The 15,623-nt window shown below is 62.1% G+C and carries 15 protein-coding genes and 1 pseudogene; 8 read left to right on the forward strand and 8 right to left on the reverse strand.

Annotated features, from left to right (window positions below; all coding sequences use genetic code 11):
* The 8 genes and pseudogenes from AB4Z38_RS23405 to AB4Z38_RS23440 form a co-directional block, all read right to left on the reverse strand.
* Positions 1 to 149 (reverse strand): annotated as a pseudogene (locus AB4Z38_RS23405) (pyridoxal 5'-phosphate synthase lyase subunit PdxS); the annotation flags it as partial.
* A 28-nt stretch (positions 150 to 177) separates the two neighbouring features.
* Positions 178 to 1,134: an EamA family transporter gene (locus AB4Z38_RS23410; protein WP_441431920.1), complete on the reverse strand. Its 957-nt coding sequence runs from the start codon at positions 1,132 to 1,134 to the stop codon at positions 178 to 180.
* A 55-nt stretch (positions 1,135 to 1,189) separates the two neighbouring features.
* Positions 1,190 to 1,918 (reverse strand): B3/B4 domain-containing protein, encoded by a 729-nt coding sequence (locus tag AB4Z38_RS23415; RefSeq protein ID WP_441431921.1) that lies wholly within the window; start codon positions 1,916 to 1,918, stop codon positions 1,190 to 1,192.
* Positions 1,919 to 2,001: 83 nt separating this feature from the next.
* Positions 2,002 to 2,874: a LysR family transcriptional regulator ArgP gene (locus AB4Z38_RS23420; protein WP_441431922.1), complete on the reverse strand. Its 873-nt coding sequence runs from the start codon at positions 2,872 to 2,874 to the stop codon at positions 2,002 to 2,004.
* A gap of 147 nt (positions 2,875 to 3,021) precedes the next feature.
* Positions 3,022 to 3,834, reverse strand: a complete 813-nt coding sequence (locus tag AB4Z38_RS23425) for an amino acid ABC transporter ATP-binding protein (protein ID WP_441431923.1) — start codon at positions 3,832 to 3,834, stop codon at positions 3,022 to 3,024.
* Positions 3,831 to 4,844 carry an amino acid ABC transporter permease gene (locus AB4Z38_RS23430; RefSeq protein ID WP_441431924.1) on the reverse strand — a complete coding sequence of 338 codons (1,014 nt, stop codon included), beginning with the start codon at positions 4,842 to 4,844 and terminating at the stop codon, positions 3,831 to 3,833. Before AB4Z38_RS23430 ends, AB4Z38_RS23425 begins: the two co-directional genes overlap by 4 nt.
* A gap of 5 nt (positions 4,845 to 4,849) precedes the next feature.
* Positions 4,850 to 5,866: an ABC transporter substrate-binding protein gene (locus tag AB4Z38_RS23435; protein ID WP_441431925.1), complete on the reverse strand. Its 1,017-nt coding sequence runs from the start codon at positions 5,864 to 5,866 to the stop codon at positions 4,850 to 4,852.
* Between the two features lie 657 nt (positions 5,867 to 6,523).
* Positions 6,524 to 6,814 carry a hypothetical protein gene (locus AB4Z38_RS23440; RefSeq protein ID WP_441431926.1) on the reverse strand — a complete coding sequence of 97 codons (291 nt, stop codon included), beginning with the start codon at positions 6,812 to 6,814 and terminating at the stop codon, positions 6,524 to 6,526.
* Between the two features lie 475 nt (positions 6,815 to 7,289).
* Between AB4Z38_RS23440 and AB4Z38_RS23445 the strand changes: the two genes are divergently transcribed.
* From AB4Z38_RS23445 to AB4Z38_RS23480, 8 genes are all read left to right on the forward strand, one after another.
* Complete coding sequence (locus AB4Z38_RS23445; protein ID WP_441431927.1) at positions 7,290 to 8,186, forward strand: MurR/RpiR family transcriptional regulator; 897 nt, start codon at positions 7,290 to 7,292, stop codon at positions 8,184 to 8,186.
* On the forward strand, positions 8,183 to 9,637 hold the full coding sequence (locus AB4Z38_RS23450; protein ID WP_441431928.1) for an alkaline phosphatase family protein: 1,455 nt from the start codon (positions 8,183 to 8,185) through the stop codon (positions 9,635 to 9,637). The genes AB4Z38_RS23445 and AB4Z38_RS23450 overlap by 4 nt, the downstream gene beginning before the upstream one ends.
* 46 nt (positions 9,638 to 9,683) lie before the next feature.
* Entirely contained in the window at positions 9,684 to 10,556 is an 873-nt protein-coding gene (locus tag AB4Z38_RS23455) for a carbohydrate ABC transporter permease (protein ID WP_441431929.1), read from the forward strand.
* On the forward strand, positions 10,514 to 11,401 hold the full coding sequence (locus AB4Z38_RS23460) for a carbohydrate ABC transporter permease (protein ID WP_441431930.1): 888 nt from the start codon (positions 10,514 to 10,516) through the stop codon (positions 11,399 to 11,401). Before AB4Z38_RS23455 ends, AB4Z38_RS23460 begins: the two co-directional genes overlap by 43 nt.
* A gap of 2 nt (positions 11,402 to 11,403) precedes the next feature.
* A complete protein-coding gene (locus tag AB4Z38_RS23465; protein ID WP_441431931.1) occupies positions 11,404 to 12,711 on the forward strand; it encodes an extracellular solute-binding protein in 1,308 nt (435 codons plus the stop codon).
* Positions 12,701 to 13,744, forward strand: a complete 1,044-nt coding sequence (locus AB4Z38_RS23470) for an ABC transporter ATP-binding protein (RefSeq protein ID WP_441431932.1) — start codon at positions 12,701 to 12,703, stop codon at positions 13,742 to 13,744. The genes AB4Z38_RS23465 and AB4Z38_RS23470 overlap by 11 nt, the downstream gene beginning before the upstream one ends.
* Entirely contained in the window at positions 13,741 to 14,343 is a 603-nt protein-coding gene (locus AB4Z38_RS23475) for a histidine phosphatase family protein (protein WP_441431933.1), read from the forward strand. The genes AB4Z38_RS23470 and AB4Z38_RS23475 overlap by 4 nt, the downstream gene beginning before the upstream one ends.
* Positions 14,344 to 14,622: 279 nt before the next feature.
* A complete protein-coding gene (locus AB4Z38_RS23480) occupies positions 14,623 to 15,297 on the forward strand; it encodes an MgtC/SapB family protein (protein ID WP_441431934.1) in 675 nt (224 codons plus the stop codon).
* Positions 15,298 to 15,623 lie beyond the last annotated feature (326 nt).

A 15,623-nucleotide genomic window follows, 5' to 3' on the forward strand; every position in this document is an offset into this window, starting at 1 on the left:
CCCTCGTTGATGCGGCGCAGCGCCTCGCCGAGGTTGGTGGCACCGCAGACGAAGGGAACCGTGAAGTTCCACTTGTCGATGTGGTGGGTGTAGTCGGCCGGGGTCAGGACCTCGGACTCGTCGATGTAGTCCACGCCCAGGGACTGCAGAGGGTGGTTGACCCCGGAAACTGTGTTCTCATGTCTGTCCTTCTCGGTGGTCCTGCCTGCCCGGGAAGGCGGCGTGGCTGCCCTTTAACTCGGCGCCGTACGAGGGAAGAGGCAGGGAATCAGCCGGGAGCGGGTGCTGCTGGCGGCGCCCGCCGCGTTGGGCGGCTGCGCCTGCGAAGACCACCAGCAGGATGCCCAGGAGTTGGAGGACCGACGGGGTCTGCCGCAGAACGATCATGCCGAGCAGTAGTCCGATAGCCGGTTCCAACGCCAGGAGGGTACCGAAAGCTGTGTGGGTCATTCGGCGTAGGGCCCGCATTTCCAGGATGTAGGGCAGTACCGGTATCAACACTGCCAGGGCGGCGGCAACAGCCACGATTTCCCAGGTGATGTGTCCGAGAGCCTGCGGCAGCCCGAAGGGTGCCACGACCACGCCAGCGATGGGGATGGTCAGGGCGAGGGCTCCAATTCCGCTGAACCGATCCCCGACTTTTTGGGTCAACAGGACATAGGCGGCCCATCCGATCGCGCCCATGGCAGCAAAGCCGACGCCGATCAGGTCCACCTGCCCGGCCCACGGTTCGGTGAGCAGGACGACTCCTGCCAGGGCTGTTGCCGGCAGTATCAACGAACGAACTCCGCGGCCCCGGAGGGCGGCAACACTTAGGGGGCCGAGGAATTCAATGGCGACGGCGGTTCCCAGTGGAAGGCGTTCCATGGCGGCGAGGAACGTCACCGACATGACTCCGGTGGCGATGCCGAGGCCGAGCACGGCCGGGGCATCCCGAAGCCGCAGGGACCGCAGTGGCGGGCGGGCAAGGAGCAGCAGGATGAGCGCGCCCATGCTCAGTCGCAGCCAGGCGGTTCCGATCGGCCCTAGGGTCGGCATCAATCCTGCGGACAGGGCAGAGCCTAGCTGGATGGAAAACATGGCGGCCATGGTCAGAGCCCAAGGTGGTACCGGGCCATTGGATGATGTGGTCATAACTGGTTCCCTTTGGTCGGGCAGCCACTGCTTGCGCGCGACCTCGGAGGCAGGATCACGTCAGGGTGGTTTTGTTGATGAGATGGTCGGTAATGGTGATGTCGGGGCCGAGCCCGCTGAGGTGTGTTGCGAGTTCATCGGCGGCTCCCTGCAGGGCCTCGCTCGTGACCGGGTCCAGGGCGTCCAGAATGAACAACGCGGTGGTTGTCTCGTCCCGTAGCCGCGTCCGGCGGCCCTGTCGCCAGTTCCAGCGTCTGCATGTCACGCCGTCGTCGTCGCACCAGATGACTTCGCCTCGGTCGGGGTATTCAATCACCGGCTCACCGTTGGCTGCAGTATCGAAGGGCTCCTCGCCGGTGGCCCGGATCAGCCGGGGCGGACCGCTGTAGTGGGCAAGGTCTTCGCCGCCCAGCGGGATTTGGTGAAGGACGGAAATGGCGTTGTAAGTGTCTGTGAGCTGGTTCACGCGGGGCAGGCCCGTGGCGGCACGGCGCAGGAGAGCCTCAAGACTGTTACGAGTGCGGTTTGGCTTGGCACCGAAGGCCTGGTAAGTCTCACGCCACGCGGCGACGTGGGAAAGGGCTTCGACTTTTTGCGCCTGAAGCGCCTGACGCGCAGATGCTTCAGCTCGCTGCAGCAGCGCCTCGCTGGCGTGGTTGCTTGCTCCCGGTACCAGACCATCGACGGCCAACAGCACAGCCCGGTAATCGGGTCGCAGTTCAAAGATGGCAACGTCGATGTAGCTGGCGTCGACGAGTTTCTGAAGCGGTGCAGTCTCAGACATCAGCCGGCTCCCTGAGTGTCTCAAAATATGCGGTATTCATAAAGGCATCATACTGCACTAATAGTGCACGATGGAAGTGGATGTCAGTTTTGACGCAGTTTGATGGCCGCGGCCCGCACCGCTGCAGTGATCCGTTCAAGCCGTGGTGAGGCCAGGGACCAGCACTGCCAATAGAGTGCGACGTCGTGGGCCGCGGCACCCGGAAGAGGCACAAGTCCGCCCTTGCGTAGGCCAGGCTGAAGCTGCTGTTCGGGGATCATGCCCCACCCGAGTCCGGACCGTGCTGCCTCGAGGAACCCTTCGGAGGAAGGAATGGTGTGGGTTGGGGGGAAGCGTTCGACACCTTGGGAGCGGAGGAGACGATGCTGCATGTCGTCATTGGCGCTGAACCGAAGCATCGGCATTTCCGGCCAGTTGATACCCTCAGTGGTTTCATAGCGTTGCTGGAGTTCCAGCGAGGCGGCCGGGATGTAGCGCATGACACCCAGCAGCTCCGCTCGGCATCCACCGACCGGTTTGGGCTCGGTGGTGACGGCCCCAAGGACATCCCCTTGTCGGAGTAGGCTGCTGCTGTGGTCCTGATCCTCGATATGCAAGTCCAACTCTGTGTCCGCCCATGTCGCGGCTTCGTGTAGGACCGGGATAAACCACGTGGCCAGAGAATCGGCGTTGACGGCAACCGAGACGGTGGCACGTCCGGCGGGGCCCTGTCCTAAGGACTGGAGGGCATCTGCTTCAAGCGCCTGGATCTGTCGGGCTGTCCGCAGCAGTATGGCCCCCGCCTCCGTAGGGCTGCTTGGCAGGCTGCGGCGCACCAAAATCTGCCCTGCGGAGGTCTCCAAGGCTTTGATTCTTTGACTCACAGCTGACGGAGTGATGCCCAGAAGGTTTGCCGCGCCGTCAAAGGATCCCGTCGCAACGATGGCGCTCAGTGCCTTCAAATGTTCGAAGTTCATGGTGTAAACGTAGGGTACCTTGAGATCTTTTGGCCCGACCTGGTGCGGACCGTCTCGAGCGAACAGTCCACACCAAGGTCGGCGTGATGGTGGTTGTTCCAGCAACCTGCAGGGACCCGGGAGTCTCTGCGCCGTCCAGCACAGTGCTCAGAGAACCTTGCTGAGGAAGCCTTTCGTGCGCTCATGTTGGGGGTTGGCGATGACTTCGCGGGGGTTGCCCGACTCGACCACGACGCCGTCGTCCATGAACGTGAGCGTGTCGCCGACCTCGCGGGCGAACCCGATCTCGTGCGTCACGACGACCATGGTCATACCGGACTTCGCGAGGTCCTTCATCACATTGAGCACGTCGCCCACGAGTTCGGGGTCCAGGGCCGAGGTGGGCTCATCGAAGAGCATGAGCTCGGGGTCCATTGCGAGGGCCCGGGCGATCGCGACACGCTGCTGCTGGCCGCCGGAGAGCTGGGCAGGGTAGTGCTTCGCCCGGTCCGAGAGGCCGACGCTGTCCAGGAGCTCCAGCGCGCGCTTCCTGGCAGCGGCCTTGTCCTGCCCCTTGACCTGGATCGGAGCCTCCATGACGTTCTCCAAGGCGGTCTTGTGGCCGAAGAGGTTGAAGCGTTGGAACACCATCCCGATGTTGCGGCGCTGCTGCGCGATCTCCCTGACGTGCAGCTCGTGGAGCTTACCGCCCTTCTCCCGGTATCCGATCAGCTCGTCGTTGACCCGGATGCGGCCGGCGCTGATCGTCTCGAGGTGGTTGACGCAGCGCAGGAGGGTCGACTTCCCCGACCCGGAGGGGCCGATGAGCACGGACACTTCCCCCTGCTTGACGGTCATTTCGATGCCGCGCAGCACGTGGTGTTCGCCGAAGTACTTGTGCACCCCCTCGATCCGGACGAGCTCTTTCGCGTCGCTCAGAATGGGCGCAGCGGGTGTCAGGGGCTGGGCTGGGGCGCTCATCGGCCGCTCTCCTCGATCGTCTTTCCGGCGGTGCTGGGGCCTCCCGGGACGGTGTCCGTCTCGCCTGCCCCTGCGGCCGCGACCTTCGCTGCAGCGGGGTTCAAGGCGGCAGAGTTCACGGCGGCCGCCACAAGGTTGTCAACGCCCCTGCCGTAGTACTTCTCGATGTAATGCTGCCCGATCATGAGGATGCTCGTGACGAACAGGTACCACGCGGCTGCCACGACCAGCAGCGGGATGGGCTGATAGGTCCGGTTGGCCAGGGCATTGGTCACGAAGGTCAGGTCGAGCGTGAACGGCACGGCGAGCACGAGCGAGGTCGTTTTGAGCATGCCGATCGTCTCGTTGCCGGTCGGCGGGACGATGATCCTCATCGCCTGCGGGAGGACGATGCGCCACATGATCTTGGTCCCGCGCATGCCGAGGGCTTCGGAGGCCTCGATCTGCCCGCGGTCGACCGATTTGAGGCCGGCGCGGAAGATTTCGGCGAGGTACGCCGATTCGTTCAAGCCCAGTCCGATGACGGCGGGCACGAAGCCTCGACTCGGGTCGCTCAGCACGAAGCTCACGAGCTCGGGACCGAACGGGATACCCAGCGACAGGGTCGGGTACAAAACGGTGACGAGGCCCCAGAAGACGAGTTGGGTGTACACCGGCGTGCCCCGGAAGAACCACACCCAGAACCAGCTCGACCAGCGCAGGATCGGGTTGTCAGACTGGCGCATGAAGGCCAGCATGATGGCGAGTACGATCGCAAGCACCATCGACAGAACGGTCAGCAGGAGGGTCCAGCCAACGCCCCGGACGACATTGACGTCCAGGATGTACAGAGCGAACGTGTTCCAGCCGAAGCGTGGATTCGTGGCCAGGCTCTGGATGGCCACGATCACGGCGATCACGATGATGGCGGCAGATACCCACCGGCCCGGGTGCGGCACCGGAACCGCCCGGATCAGCTCCGGGGCACCGCCCTTCGCGGTCCCGGTGGTTTCCGCGAGATGGGTGGTCATCACATTCACGACGAGACAGACGGGTTGACTTCGGCATTGGTGACAGCGGCATCACCGTTGTTCCAGGTATCCAGGATCTTCTTGTAGGAGCCGTCGGCCATGAGCTTGGTGAGAACCTTCTGGATGAGGCCGGCCAGGGCCGTGTCGCTCTTCGCGACCGCGATGCCCTCCGGGGCGGCGTCGTAGGTGGCCCCGAGCTTCTCGATGCTGCCGTTCGTCTGCTGGATCGCGTATCCGATCAGCGGCGAGTCCGCGGCCATGGCGTCAAGGCCGCCGCTTACGAGACGGGTATTGATGTCGGTCTGGCTCTTGGGGGAGACGATGTCGATCGGCTTCTTGCCGGCGGCAGTGCACTTCTCGCTGCGGTCTTTGAGGTCGGGGTCTTCCTGGGTCGTGCCGGTCTGGACGCCGATCGACTTGCCGCATACGTCGTCGAGCGAGAATTTCTTCGGGTTGCCCTTCTGAACGGCCCATGCCGTTCCGACGTTGAGATAGCTCACGAAATTGACCGCGCCGAGGCGCTCCTTGGTGATGGTGAAAGAGCTGATGCCGAGGTCGTATTTCGGGCCGAGGGCAGGCAGGATGCCGGTGAATTCCGCGGTCTCGACGTCGACCTTGAGGCCGAGTGTCGCGCCGATGGCCTTGGCGATGTCGACGCCGTAACCTACCGGCGTGTGGTTGTCCGGGCCGAGGAACTCGGCCGGGGCGTAGGTTGTATCGGAACCGATGACGAGCGTGCCCTTGGATTTGATGGCAGCCGGCACCTGGGACGCCAACGCTTCGTCGGCCTTGACGCTTGCAGGATCGAAGCTGGCCGTGGGTGAGCCTGTCTGGGTCGAGCCGTCCCCGGCTGATCCTGACGCGTTGGTGCACGCTGCTAATGCCAGAACGCAGGTGGTGAGAATCGTTGCCCCCTTGAGCAGGGCCGCAGCGCGACGGCGGGTATTGCCATGGAGGGCGGATTCTATGCGCGGCTTCTTATGGACCGGCTGGTCCGATGATGTGATCGTCGATTTGGACATGCTGTCTCCTGATGCTGTGTGCCGATGCGGGCGAAAGACGGAACCGCTCCCGCGTGGACGAGTCCTGCATCACTGCAGGGTTTGTCGTAGGAGCGATGGGGAGGTCTGTGTAGCTCCAGTTGGGAGGCCAGGCCTGGCCGTGTAGCTACCATGAGAGGGATCGAGCAGGAAAGGATCTACTCATTGCTTCGGAACCTCCCTTTCGCCTCCGCCGTATGCGGCCTGCGGGCGATGGGGTCAATGGTATGGATCACAAAACCAAAGACCAACCGTGCATATTGAAATCAACACTTAAGGTTTGCCTTACGGTACGTGTCGTGGCAATCCACGGCGAAGCTAGGGCTGGGCTTGTCTCCGAATTTGTCGGGTATAGGTCCGTGAGGACAGGCAGGAAGCGCTTCCCTTAGTGCATGAAAAGTGTAGAATGATGCACTAGGATCATTATCAGTCTCAGGGCCGACCGTGAAAGAGGCACACGTATGCAACTTCCTCCGTTCCTCATCGAGCGCATGTTCGCAAAGCGCGAGTTCACCGTCGGATCAACCTCACGGGATCAGACACTGAAGCGGTGTCTCTCGACGAACTATGGCAGATTGCGCCGGCCCAGAGCCGGGAATAGTACGAGTCTCTGACACTCGGCTATACCGAATCGCCGGGTCATCCGGAACTGCGGGAACTGATCGCCCAATCCTCCGGCGCCGGGTCGGGCTCGGAGGTGCAGGTCTTCGCAGGAGCGACTGAAGCCGTGTTCGTCCTCTTGAACGCAGTCCTCACGGCGGATGGCCACGTGATCGTCATCGGCCCCACCTGCGGCTGCCACATCTGTGCAGCAAAGCGGCTGCCGATCAGCAACGTGACGACACCGGGCGCGGCCCCGGCGAGCAGCATGCCGACCTGCGGGCCGAGATGTTCATCAATGACTCCTCCCGGTGGTCCGCTGACAGCCATGCCGGCGTCAGTCGCATCGCCAACCGCGACAACTTCGACAACCGCCTTACTGGTTTCAATCCCGTCAAGGCATTGTCCGGCCCAGATCAATCACTAAGAATTGCCACGCTGTCGGCACGGTGACAGGGTCCGCCAGCGCCTCGTCGTCCGGTTTGAATTGGGCTATCGGATGGGCATCTTGTACCAACTATGGACGCCTCTCACGATGCACTTACCGTCTAGACCTTCTTGGCTCGGTCGCCGCTTCATCTCGTATGCCCGCTAAATGGGGTTCTGCACCGTCGTCCAGGGAATGAGCGAGGCCCCTCTTAATCGGGGGACTTGAGTCCGGGCGGCGTGGCCATTTTTTCCGTCGAAGAAATGAGATTTCTGTATACCGTATGTTTACCTGAAATTTCATTGCATTAGATGTGTGCCGTAGGTACTCTGTGATTTGGGGGCGCCCACAACTCGGTGGGTGCCAGGAGGAGTGAGCGTGTCGGACCAGTTGGAGCTTTTAAGTGAGTGCGAGATCGGGGCGGGTGAGGTTGCTGCCCGGTTGCGTATCGTGTTCCCGCAACTCAGCATGAGCGATCGACGTATCGCGGATGTGTTGCTGACCCAGCCTGCGGTTATCGTCCATTCGTCTGTATCGGAGGTAGCTGAACTCGTCGGAGTGTCAGCCGCGACGGTCGTTCGTGCTTGCCGGCGGTTCGGGTTTGAGGGATTCCAGGATGTAAAGATTTCGATCGCGCAGGATTTGGTTCGTACGGGGGCGGTGGAGACGGAGGGCCCCGCTGGCGTTCTGGACGAGTCGACCTCCTCGGGTGAAGTCCTTCGGCGAATTTTGGGCGCGGGTGCGCAAGGGCTGGTCGATGCTCAGATGACCGTGGATGAAGAGCGCTTCACGGCCGCCGTCGAGCTGTTGGCGCCGAGCCCGCAGATTCTGTTCCTTGGCGGGGGCTCATCGAGCTGCGTCGCCGCCGATGCGGCGTACTGGTTCACGGCGATCGGGAAGCTCGCGTTCGCGCCGAGCGACCCGATGAGCCAGCATCTTGCGGCGCGGCATCTTCCGACGGGCGGCGTCTGTGTCGCTATCAGCCATTCGGGGGCGTTCAAGCAGACCGTCAGTGCTGCCCGGATCGCGAAGGAGGCCGGCGCCACCGTTATCGCTGTGACGAGTTTCGCAAAATCGCCGCTGACGGAAGTCAGTGACTTTGCGCTGGTATCGGGCGGAAGATCCCTCGGCTATCGCTTGGAAGCATCGGCGGGACGTCTCGTTCACCTTGCCGTTGTCGACGCATTGCGCATAGCCGTTGCGTTGCGGCGCGGACCGGTGTCATTCGAGGCACTTGACCAGATGGCAGACATCAGCAAGGGGCAGCAGCTATGAACACGGGTACCAGACCACTCACGATGGTCCTCGTCGTCGACGGACTGCGTCCGGACCAGATCCATCAGGACATCACGCCCACAATCTCAGCCCTGAGCTCCGAGGGCCGCTGGGTGGAACAATCGTTCAGCTCGATCCCCACCGTGACAAGAGTGAACGCAGCCAGCCTGGTGACCGGGTGCTACCCGGCAAGCCACGGGTTGTTTGGTAACTATCTTCGGACTGCGGACGGGAAATCGGCGGTCAACACACTGGAGGCTGATTTCGTCTCGGCGGTAGGCCTTGAACCCGAGGAGCTCTTACGTGTAAAGAGCCTGGGTCACCGCCTCGCCGAGGCAGGGCAGACCCTGGCGGTGGTGTCCACCATCTCATCGGGTGGCGCGCTAGTGCTCAATCCTGGCGTCGGGGCCGGCCATGGAGTGACCCTGTCATTGCGCCCGGGGCCTGACGGAAGCCATGCACAACCGGCATGGGCCAACGACGCCCTTCTGGAGAAGATGGGCCCGGCACCGAGCCTGCGTGATGGTGCAAGTACCGCCGATCTCGTCGACTACGCGGTCGACGCGAGCGTGAGTTTCGTGCTTCCCGAAGTGGATCCGGATGTGCTCGTATGCTGGTTCGTCGAGCCCGATAAGTCACAGCACAAGTACGGAGTCGGCTCCCCGGAGGCAAAATCCGCTCTCACGCACTTGGATGCTGCGATCTCCCGCCTCGTGGCGGGCGCGGAGTCCTTCGCAGCGGGGCGTGATCTAACCGTCTTCGTCCTCTCGGACCACGGATTCGCTCGCACTATCGGTTCGATCGATGTCGCAGAACGCCTTAGAGAGGACGGCATCGACCTGACCGGAGTGACGATCGTTCCCACAGGATTGGCGATGGTGTGGTGCGAAGAGATCTCAACGGCTCGACGTGTTCAGGAATGGGCAGACCAGCAGCCTTGGCTTGCAGGCTCCTTCCTCGGCAGCCGACTCCAGGAAGCCGGGGACGGGGACCATTTCACCGTGGATCTCCTGCGTTGCCAGCCAGCCGATACCGCCCCTGACCTCGTGCTCGCGCCTTTGTCAGCGGAGGCACTGAACGAGTTCGGTGCCCCGGGTGTCCACTATCTCCTCGACGGTTCCGCGGGCAAGTTCCACAGCGGCCATGGCAGTTTGTCTCCCCACGAATTGCGCTCAACAATGATCGTGCGCGGTCCGGGCGTGCACGGCACGGGACTCTCGACGGTGCCTGCGGGCATCGTCGACGTGATCCCTACCGTCCTCAGCCTCCACGGCGTCAGTTCCCAGGGGTGCGATGGACGGGTGCTGCGAGAGCTGTTCGATGCCTCCGCCCCGGAACCCATCGTCACGGCTCGCACTCTTCGCAGTACAGCGCACACAAAACACGACCTTGAAATGTCGATCCTGGAGGTGGACGGACATGACTACATCACCGCAGTTAATATCATCTAGACCGCGAATCGTGCCTACCGGCGAGCATCCGGTGGGCAGACGCCGCATGAGCCGAGAACGGATCGGTCAGCTTTTCGTATTGCCGACGGTGCTGTTCCTGCTGGCCTTCGCGATCATTCCCGCAGTCGCGAACTTCACGCTGTCCTTCTTCGACTGGAGCCCGCTGCGACCAGCATTCGAGTTCGTCGGCATCGACAATTACATCAAGGTGCTCCAATCAAAGAGCTTCCTCTCCGCGCTCGGGAATACCGTCATCTACGCCATCGTCACGGTACCTGTCTCCATTGGGCTCGCCTTGCTGGTCGCCGTGGGAATCATGGGACGACTGCGCGGTGCGGGCGCATTGAAAGCGATCTACTTCATGCCCACAGCAGCAATGCTGGTCGGGATGGCGGTCGTCTGGCAGTTCATCCTCGACCCGCGGGTCGGTCTGCTGAACGAGTTCCTGAGTTGGTTCGGGATACCACCCTCGGGTTGGCTGCTCAACTCATCCACAGCGTTGCCATCAATCATTGCCTTTGGAATCTGGCGGCAGACGGGCTACATGATGATCCTCTTCCTCGCAGGCCTGGCCGCAATCCCACGGACCGTCTACGAGGCCGGAGCACTGGATGGCCTGCACGGGTTCAGGCGCTTCCGGCATATCACTTGGCCGATGCTTGCCCCTACGACGACGTTCGCCGGAATTATCGGCACCATCGCCGCGGTGGAACTTTTCGATGCCCCCAAGGTCATGACCAATGGAGGTCCGGCTGGTTCAACAACCACGCTGGCCATGATGATCCAGCAGGAAGGCTTCTTCTACTCCTCGTTCGGCACCGGAGCCGTCGTTTCTCTCGTCCTGTTCATTCTCACGCTGGCCATCACCGCCGCACAGTGGATGATCTCACGCCGCAGCCCGATGTCTGGACCGCAATGAGCGCCGCGTCTTTCGGCCGGAATATGCCGACCCGCCTGCTAGGGATCTTAACTTCGATCGGGTTGTGGATAGGGGCGGCGCTCTGTCTGCTGCCGATGATCTGGATGGTGATCTCCTCCCTTCGACCACGATCTGTCCCTCCGAACCAGATCTTCACAGGATTTGATCAGCTCACGCTTGAGAACTACCAGAACGTGTTCGACCGCGTCCCGGTCCTGCAGCTGTTCGGCCATACGATCCTGATCTGTGCGGCCGTGCTGGTTTTGCAGATCGGCATCGGGGTACCGGCGGCCTACGCGCTGGCGCGCATTCGGTTCAGGGGCAGCCGACCGATGTTCTGGCTCGTCATGCTCACACTCATGGTCCCCAGCCAAGTCACGATCCTCTCCGTCTATATCGGCTTCGCCAACCTCGGTCTCGTCAACACCTATGCCGCGCTGATCCTGCCTTTTGGGGTGAGTGCCTTCGGGGTATTCCTCTTCTACCAGTTCTTCCGAGGCCTGCCACACTCGCTGCTCGACGCCGCGAGAGTCGACGGGCTGTCGGAATGGTCCATCGCCTGGACCATCGTGTTCCCCCTTGCCCGTCCTGCCGTGACCGCCTTCGCCATCTTCAGCGTCGTCGCACGCTGGAACGACTTCTTCTGGCCGCTGATGATGACCCAAGGCCTCGGTATTGCTCCGATCACCCTCGGGATCTCCTACTTCGCGGACGCCGAGACAGGTCGGGACTATGGCGGCCAGATGGCGTTGTCGACCCTCGCTGTTCTTCCTCTTCTCATAGCATTCGCCTTCGCCCAGAAACGGTTTGTCGAAGGAATCGCCCTTACCGGATTGAAAGGTTAGACATGAAAACCCACCCAGCCCTCGCGGTCTTAGGCGTCACCCTTACCGCTGCTGCCCTTCTCACCGGATGCAGCACCCCAAATTCTGCTCCTTCGAAGGATGCCTTCGCACCAGGCATCGAGGAGCCGACCACAGTCAGCCTTTGGTACACCTATCCGACTCTCTTCGATGGAACCATCGCCAGCATCGTCAAAACCTGCGAAGCCAAGGTCAAGAACCTCACCATCGACGCCCAATCCGTCGGTGCCGACTACAACGAACTCAACCAGCGCGCACAGACGGCAATCGCGTCAGGAAACGGACCGGACATCACCTTGGAGGGTATCGGCAACGTCGAACCCCTCTCCGATCTTCCCGCGGTGAACAATCTCAGCAAGCTGGTCGATAATAGTCCCGACTTCTCCGGACTGACTTCATTCCTGCCGCTGGCCAAGGCGGGCAACGGCGTCCAAGTCGGCATTCCCTACGCCGTCAGCGCACCGGTTCTGTACTGGAACCGTGAGCACTTCAAGGCAGCCGGCCTGGACCCCGACAAGCCTCCGACCACGATCGACGAGCTGCTGGCCGATGCTGCCAAGCTCGCCAACCCGGCCACGGGCCGTGTCGGGCTGAGCATCGACTATGCGCTCTCCAACAACTTCTCCGTGCCGACGATCATGGCTAACTCCGGTGCCACCGTCATCAAGGACGGCAAGCCCTCGTTCGCTTCGGATGCATCAAGCAAACTGCTCGCCAAGCTCTCAACGGGCGTGAAGAACAAATCAGTGGGTATCTACGCGGACAACTCCCAGAGTTCTCAGGCCTTCGATACACAGCAGTCATCAATGCACATCGGCAGCATTGCCTCCCTGCCGCAACGATTGAAAAGCCTTGGGCCCGTGTTCGGTACCACCAAGGTCCCCCACGCCGCGGACTATTCGGGCGACTACACTGCCTTCGGATCCGGAGCCATGTGGGTCATGTACTCGCACTCCGACGCAAAGCGGCGAGCCTCCGCGGAGGCCCTGCGTTGCTTCGCGGGACCCGAGGCCACCAAGCTTCCCTTCATCAACAGCGGTTACCTTCCCGGCAGCACAAGCGCCCTCGAAGACCCCGACGTTCAGAAGCTCCTGAAGGAGCAGCCAGCACGCCAGGCCGGGATCGACGCCATGAAATCCCTGGCCAAACTACCCGCCTTCGGAGGACGCGACGGAGCACGAGCAGCTGATGCCTTCCGAGACAGTTGGGTTCTCGCCTTCGCCGGCGAGAAGAGCGCAGCCGATGCCCTCAACGAAGCCAAGCAAAAGATCGAGGCTCTCAATGTCAAGTAATCAATCGACTGCCGCGGTCAGCATATCCGGGCTCACCAAGAGCTTCGGGCACAGTGCCCCTGTACTGCGCGGAATCGATCTGGAGGTCCAACCGGGCGAATGCGTTGTCTTTCTCGGACCATCAGGATGCGGCAAGACCACCTTGCTGCGCTGCATTGCCGGCCTCGAAGACCCCACCGAGGGGCGCATCCTGTTCAACGGCACCGACCTCACCAAAGACCAACCCCAACACAGACCCGTCGGGCTCGTCTTCCAGGACTTCGCCCTCTATCCGCACAAGAGAGTCCGAGACAACATCGGACTCGGACTCCGTGTGGGCGGACTGCCGAAAGAGGATGTGCAGCAGCGCGTGGCAGAAGTCGCACGCCTCTTACAGATCGATCATCTGCTGGACCGTTACCCTCGGGAACTCTCGGGCGGACAGAAACAGCGCGTCGGCATCGGGCGTGCCTTGGCCAAGGAACCCAAAGTTCTTCTCATGGACGAGCCCCTCTCCAACCTCGACGCCAAGCTCCGCTACGAGATGCGCAACGAGATCGAAAGCCTTCGCGGTCGTCTCACCGAAACTGCCATCATCTACGTCACCCATGACCAGTCAGAAGCCATGAGCCTCGCGGACCGGATCATCGTGATGAACAAAGGCGTGATCGCTCAGGAAGGCTCCGGACGCGATATCTATCTCTCGCCCGCGGACCGTTTCGTAGCCGAGTTCGTCGGAAGCCCACCGATCAGTTTCCTCACCCTGCCCGACGACCGGGTTCTCGGGTTCCGCTCTGAAGCCGTCCATCTTGGACATCCGGTCGGAACGGAAGAGCTGGGGGCCGGCCACCTGATTGGAAGCGAACACTTCGGACACGAGATCCTCGCCAGATACCGCACTGCGTACGGAGAACTCACGGTCCGACTGTCCGCGGACATCGAACACATCCCTGACGAGACCCCCATCTCCTACGCACCACACCTGGCCCTGTGGTTCGACCAGCTCGGCAACAGAGCGGACTCTCTTCAGGACGCTCTGGAGCTACGATCATGACCGGGCGACTCGCCCTCCTGATCCGCCACGCCCAATCAGTGTGGAATGCAGAAGGCCGATGGCAGGGCCGTGCCGATCCGCCCCTCACCGCGGAAGGGCTGAGGGCGGCACAAGAGGCCGCGCCCCTGCTGCCGAGAATCTTCACCCAAGTCCTCTCGTCACCGCTGCAACGAGCTGCGGACACAGCACGCGCACTCGCCCAGGAGCTTGGTATCAACGCCATCGACTCAGATGCTCGACTCGTGGAGCGGCAGCTGGGAAGCTGGGAGGGCCTCACCAAGGATGAGGCCCAAAAGGCATTCGTCGACGACTGGACACGCCTGACCGCCGAGGCCATCGACCCCCCGCAATGGGAATCGCCCGCCTCGGCCGTGGCGAGAGTTCACCAGGCACTGACCGAAGCCCATGAGCAAGAAACAGGGCCACTGCTTGTCGTAAGCCACGCAGGCCCGATCACGTGCCTTCAACAACATCTCACCGGCCGCAGCACCGGGCTCTCGAACCTCGAAGGAATCTGGGCAATCATCGAACCCGAATCCATAACCCTCCTCGGCAGACAACGCTTCACCACCCAGCACACCGCCACCGGGTTGCTGTAACTGAGCGCAGGCGCGCAGAAAGAAAATTCTCGAAACAGCGACCGCCTCCTCGGGTCAGCGACCATCGCCCGAGGAGGCGGCATACCAGGCCAACCCTGAATCCACCCACATTCTCGATCGAGCGCCTTCCGGTCACCGATCCCAATTCCCAAGGCTCACTGTCCGAGGTGGCCCCTGGACTACGACTCGGTGCAGTACGCGATGAACTGGCTGCGCGAGGGTCGCGGCGTCGAGGTCATCCGCACGGCCATCCCCAGGCCCAACGTTAGAGGGAAAGACATGGATGTTTTTGAGATCAGCCTTCGACTTGGCGCCGCCGTGGCCGCTGGCCTTGTCGTGGGCGTCGAGAGAGAGATCACCGGCCATCCGGCCGGAGTCAGAACCCACGTCCTTGTGGCGCTGGGCGCGGCGATGTTCTCACTGGCCGGGGCATACGGTTTCGCTGACGTTACACATGGACCAAACGTGGATCCGGCGCGCATCGCTGCGCAGGTTGCGTCGGGGATCGGGTTTATCGGGGCGGGGGCGATCATCAGGGATCGCGGCGCGATCAAAGGACTCACCACTGCCGCGACAGTGTGGTTGGCGGCATCGTGCGGTGTTGCCGCCGCGGGAGGCTCGTATCTGGAGGTTTCCGTCGGGACTGTGTTCGTATTGATCACGCTTGTCGGCTTGAGGCTTGTCAGGCCCAGCAAGTGGCGCCAGAAGCAAAAGGTCCAGCTGGAAATCGAATATTCGGCAAGGCAGGGAACCCTGGCGCCCATTCTGGAGACGTTGAAGTCCTCCGGCACTGTGGTAACGGGGATCGACGTACGAGATGAACTGGACACCTCCATGCGCCACCTCAGTCTGAGGGTCACTGTCCCGGCCCGGTCCAACTCCGAGACGGTCGTAGCCGACGTTGCCCAACTCACCCAAGTGCACCGAGTGGCCGTGTCGGACGAGGACGGATAAGCACTGAAACGACGATGTACTTGCCCGTCAGGCTAACCGGCACCGAACGTAACCAGGGAATCTTCTGGAAGTGTGTGCCCATCCTGGCATGCTTCCACTCCTCCGGAAGGGTCGATGCCGCCCAGGTTCCTGTACAAAGGCCGCAGGCTTCGCCAGGATCTGCCGCGACACTGGACCCGACCGGCCGCGGAGAGCGGGGTCCACGGTTGTCCTTTTTCATCTATCTTGACGCAGCCATGCGCCTCTGCCCTGCGCTGCGACAACTGTAGTGGAACCGGATATCTGTGGAATTGTTCATTTCAGTTGTCGCACGGCAACAAATCGTG

It is taken from the genome of Arthrobacter sp. 2RAF6, from assembly GCF_052115205.1.
Classification (GTDB): domain Bacteria; phylum Actinomycetota; class Actinomycetes; order Actinomycetales; family Micrococcaceae; genus Arthrobacter.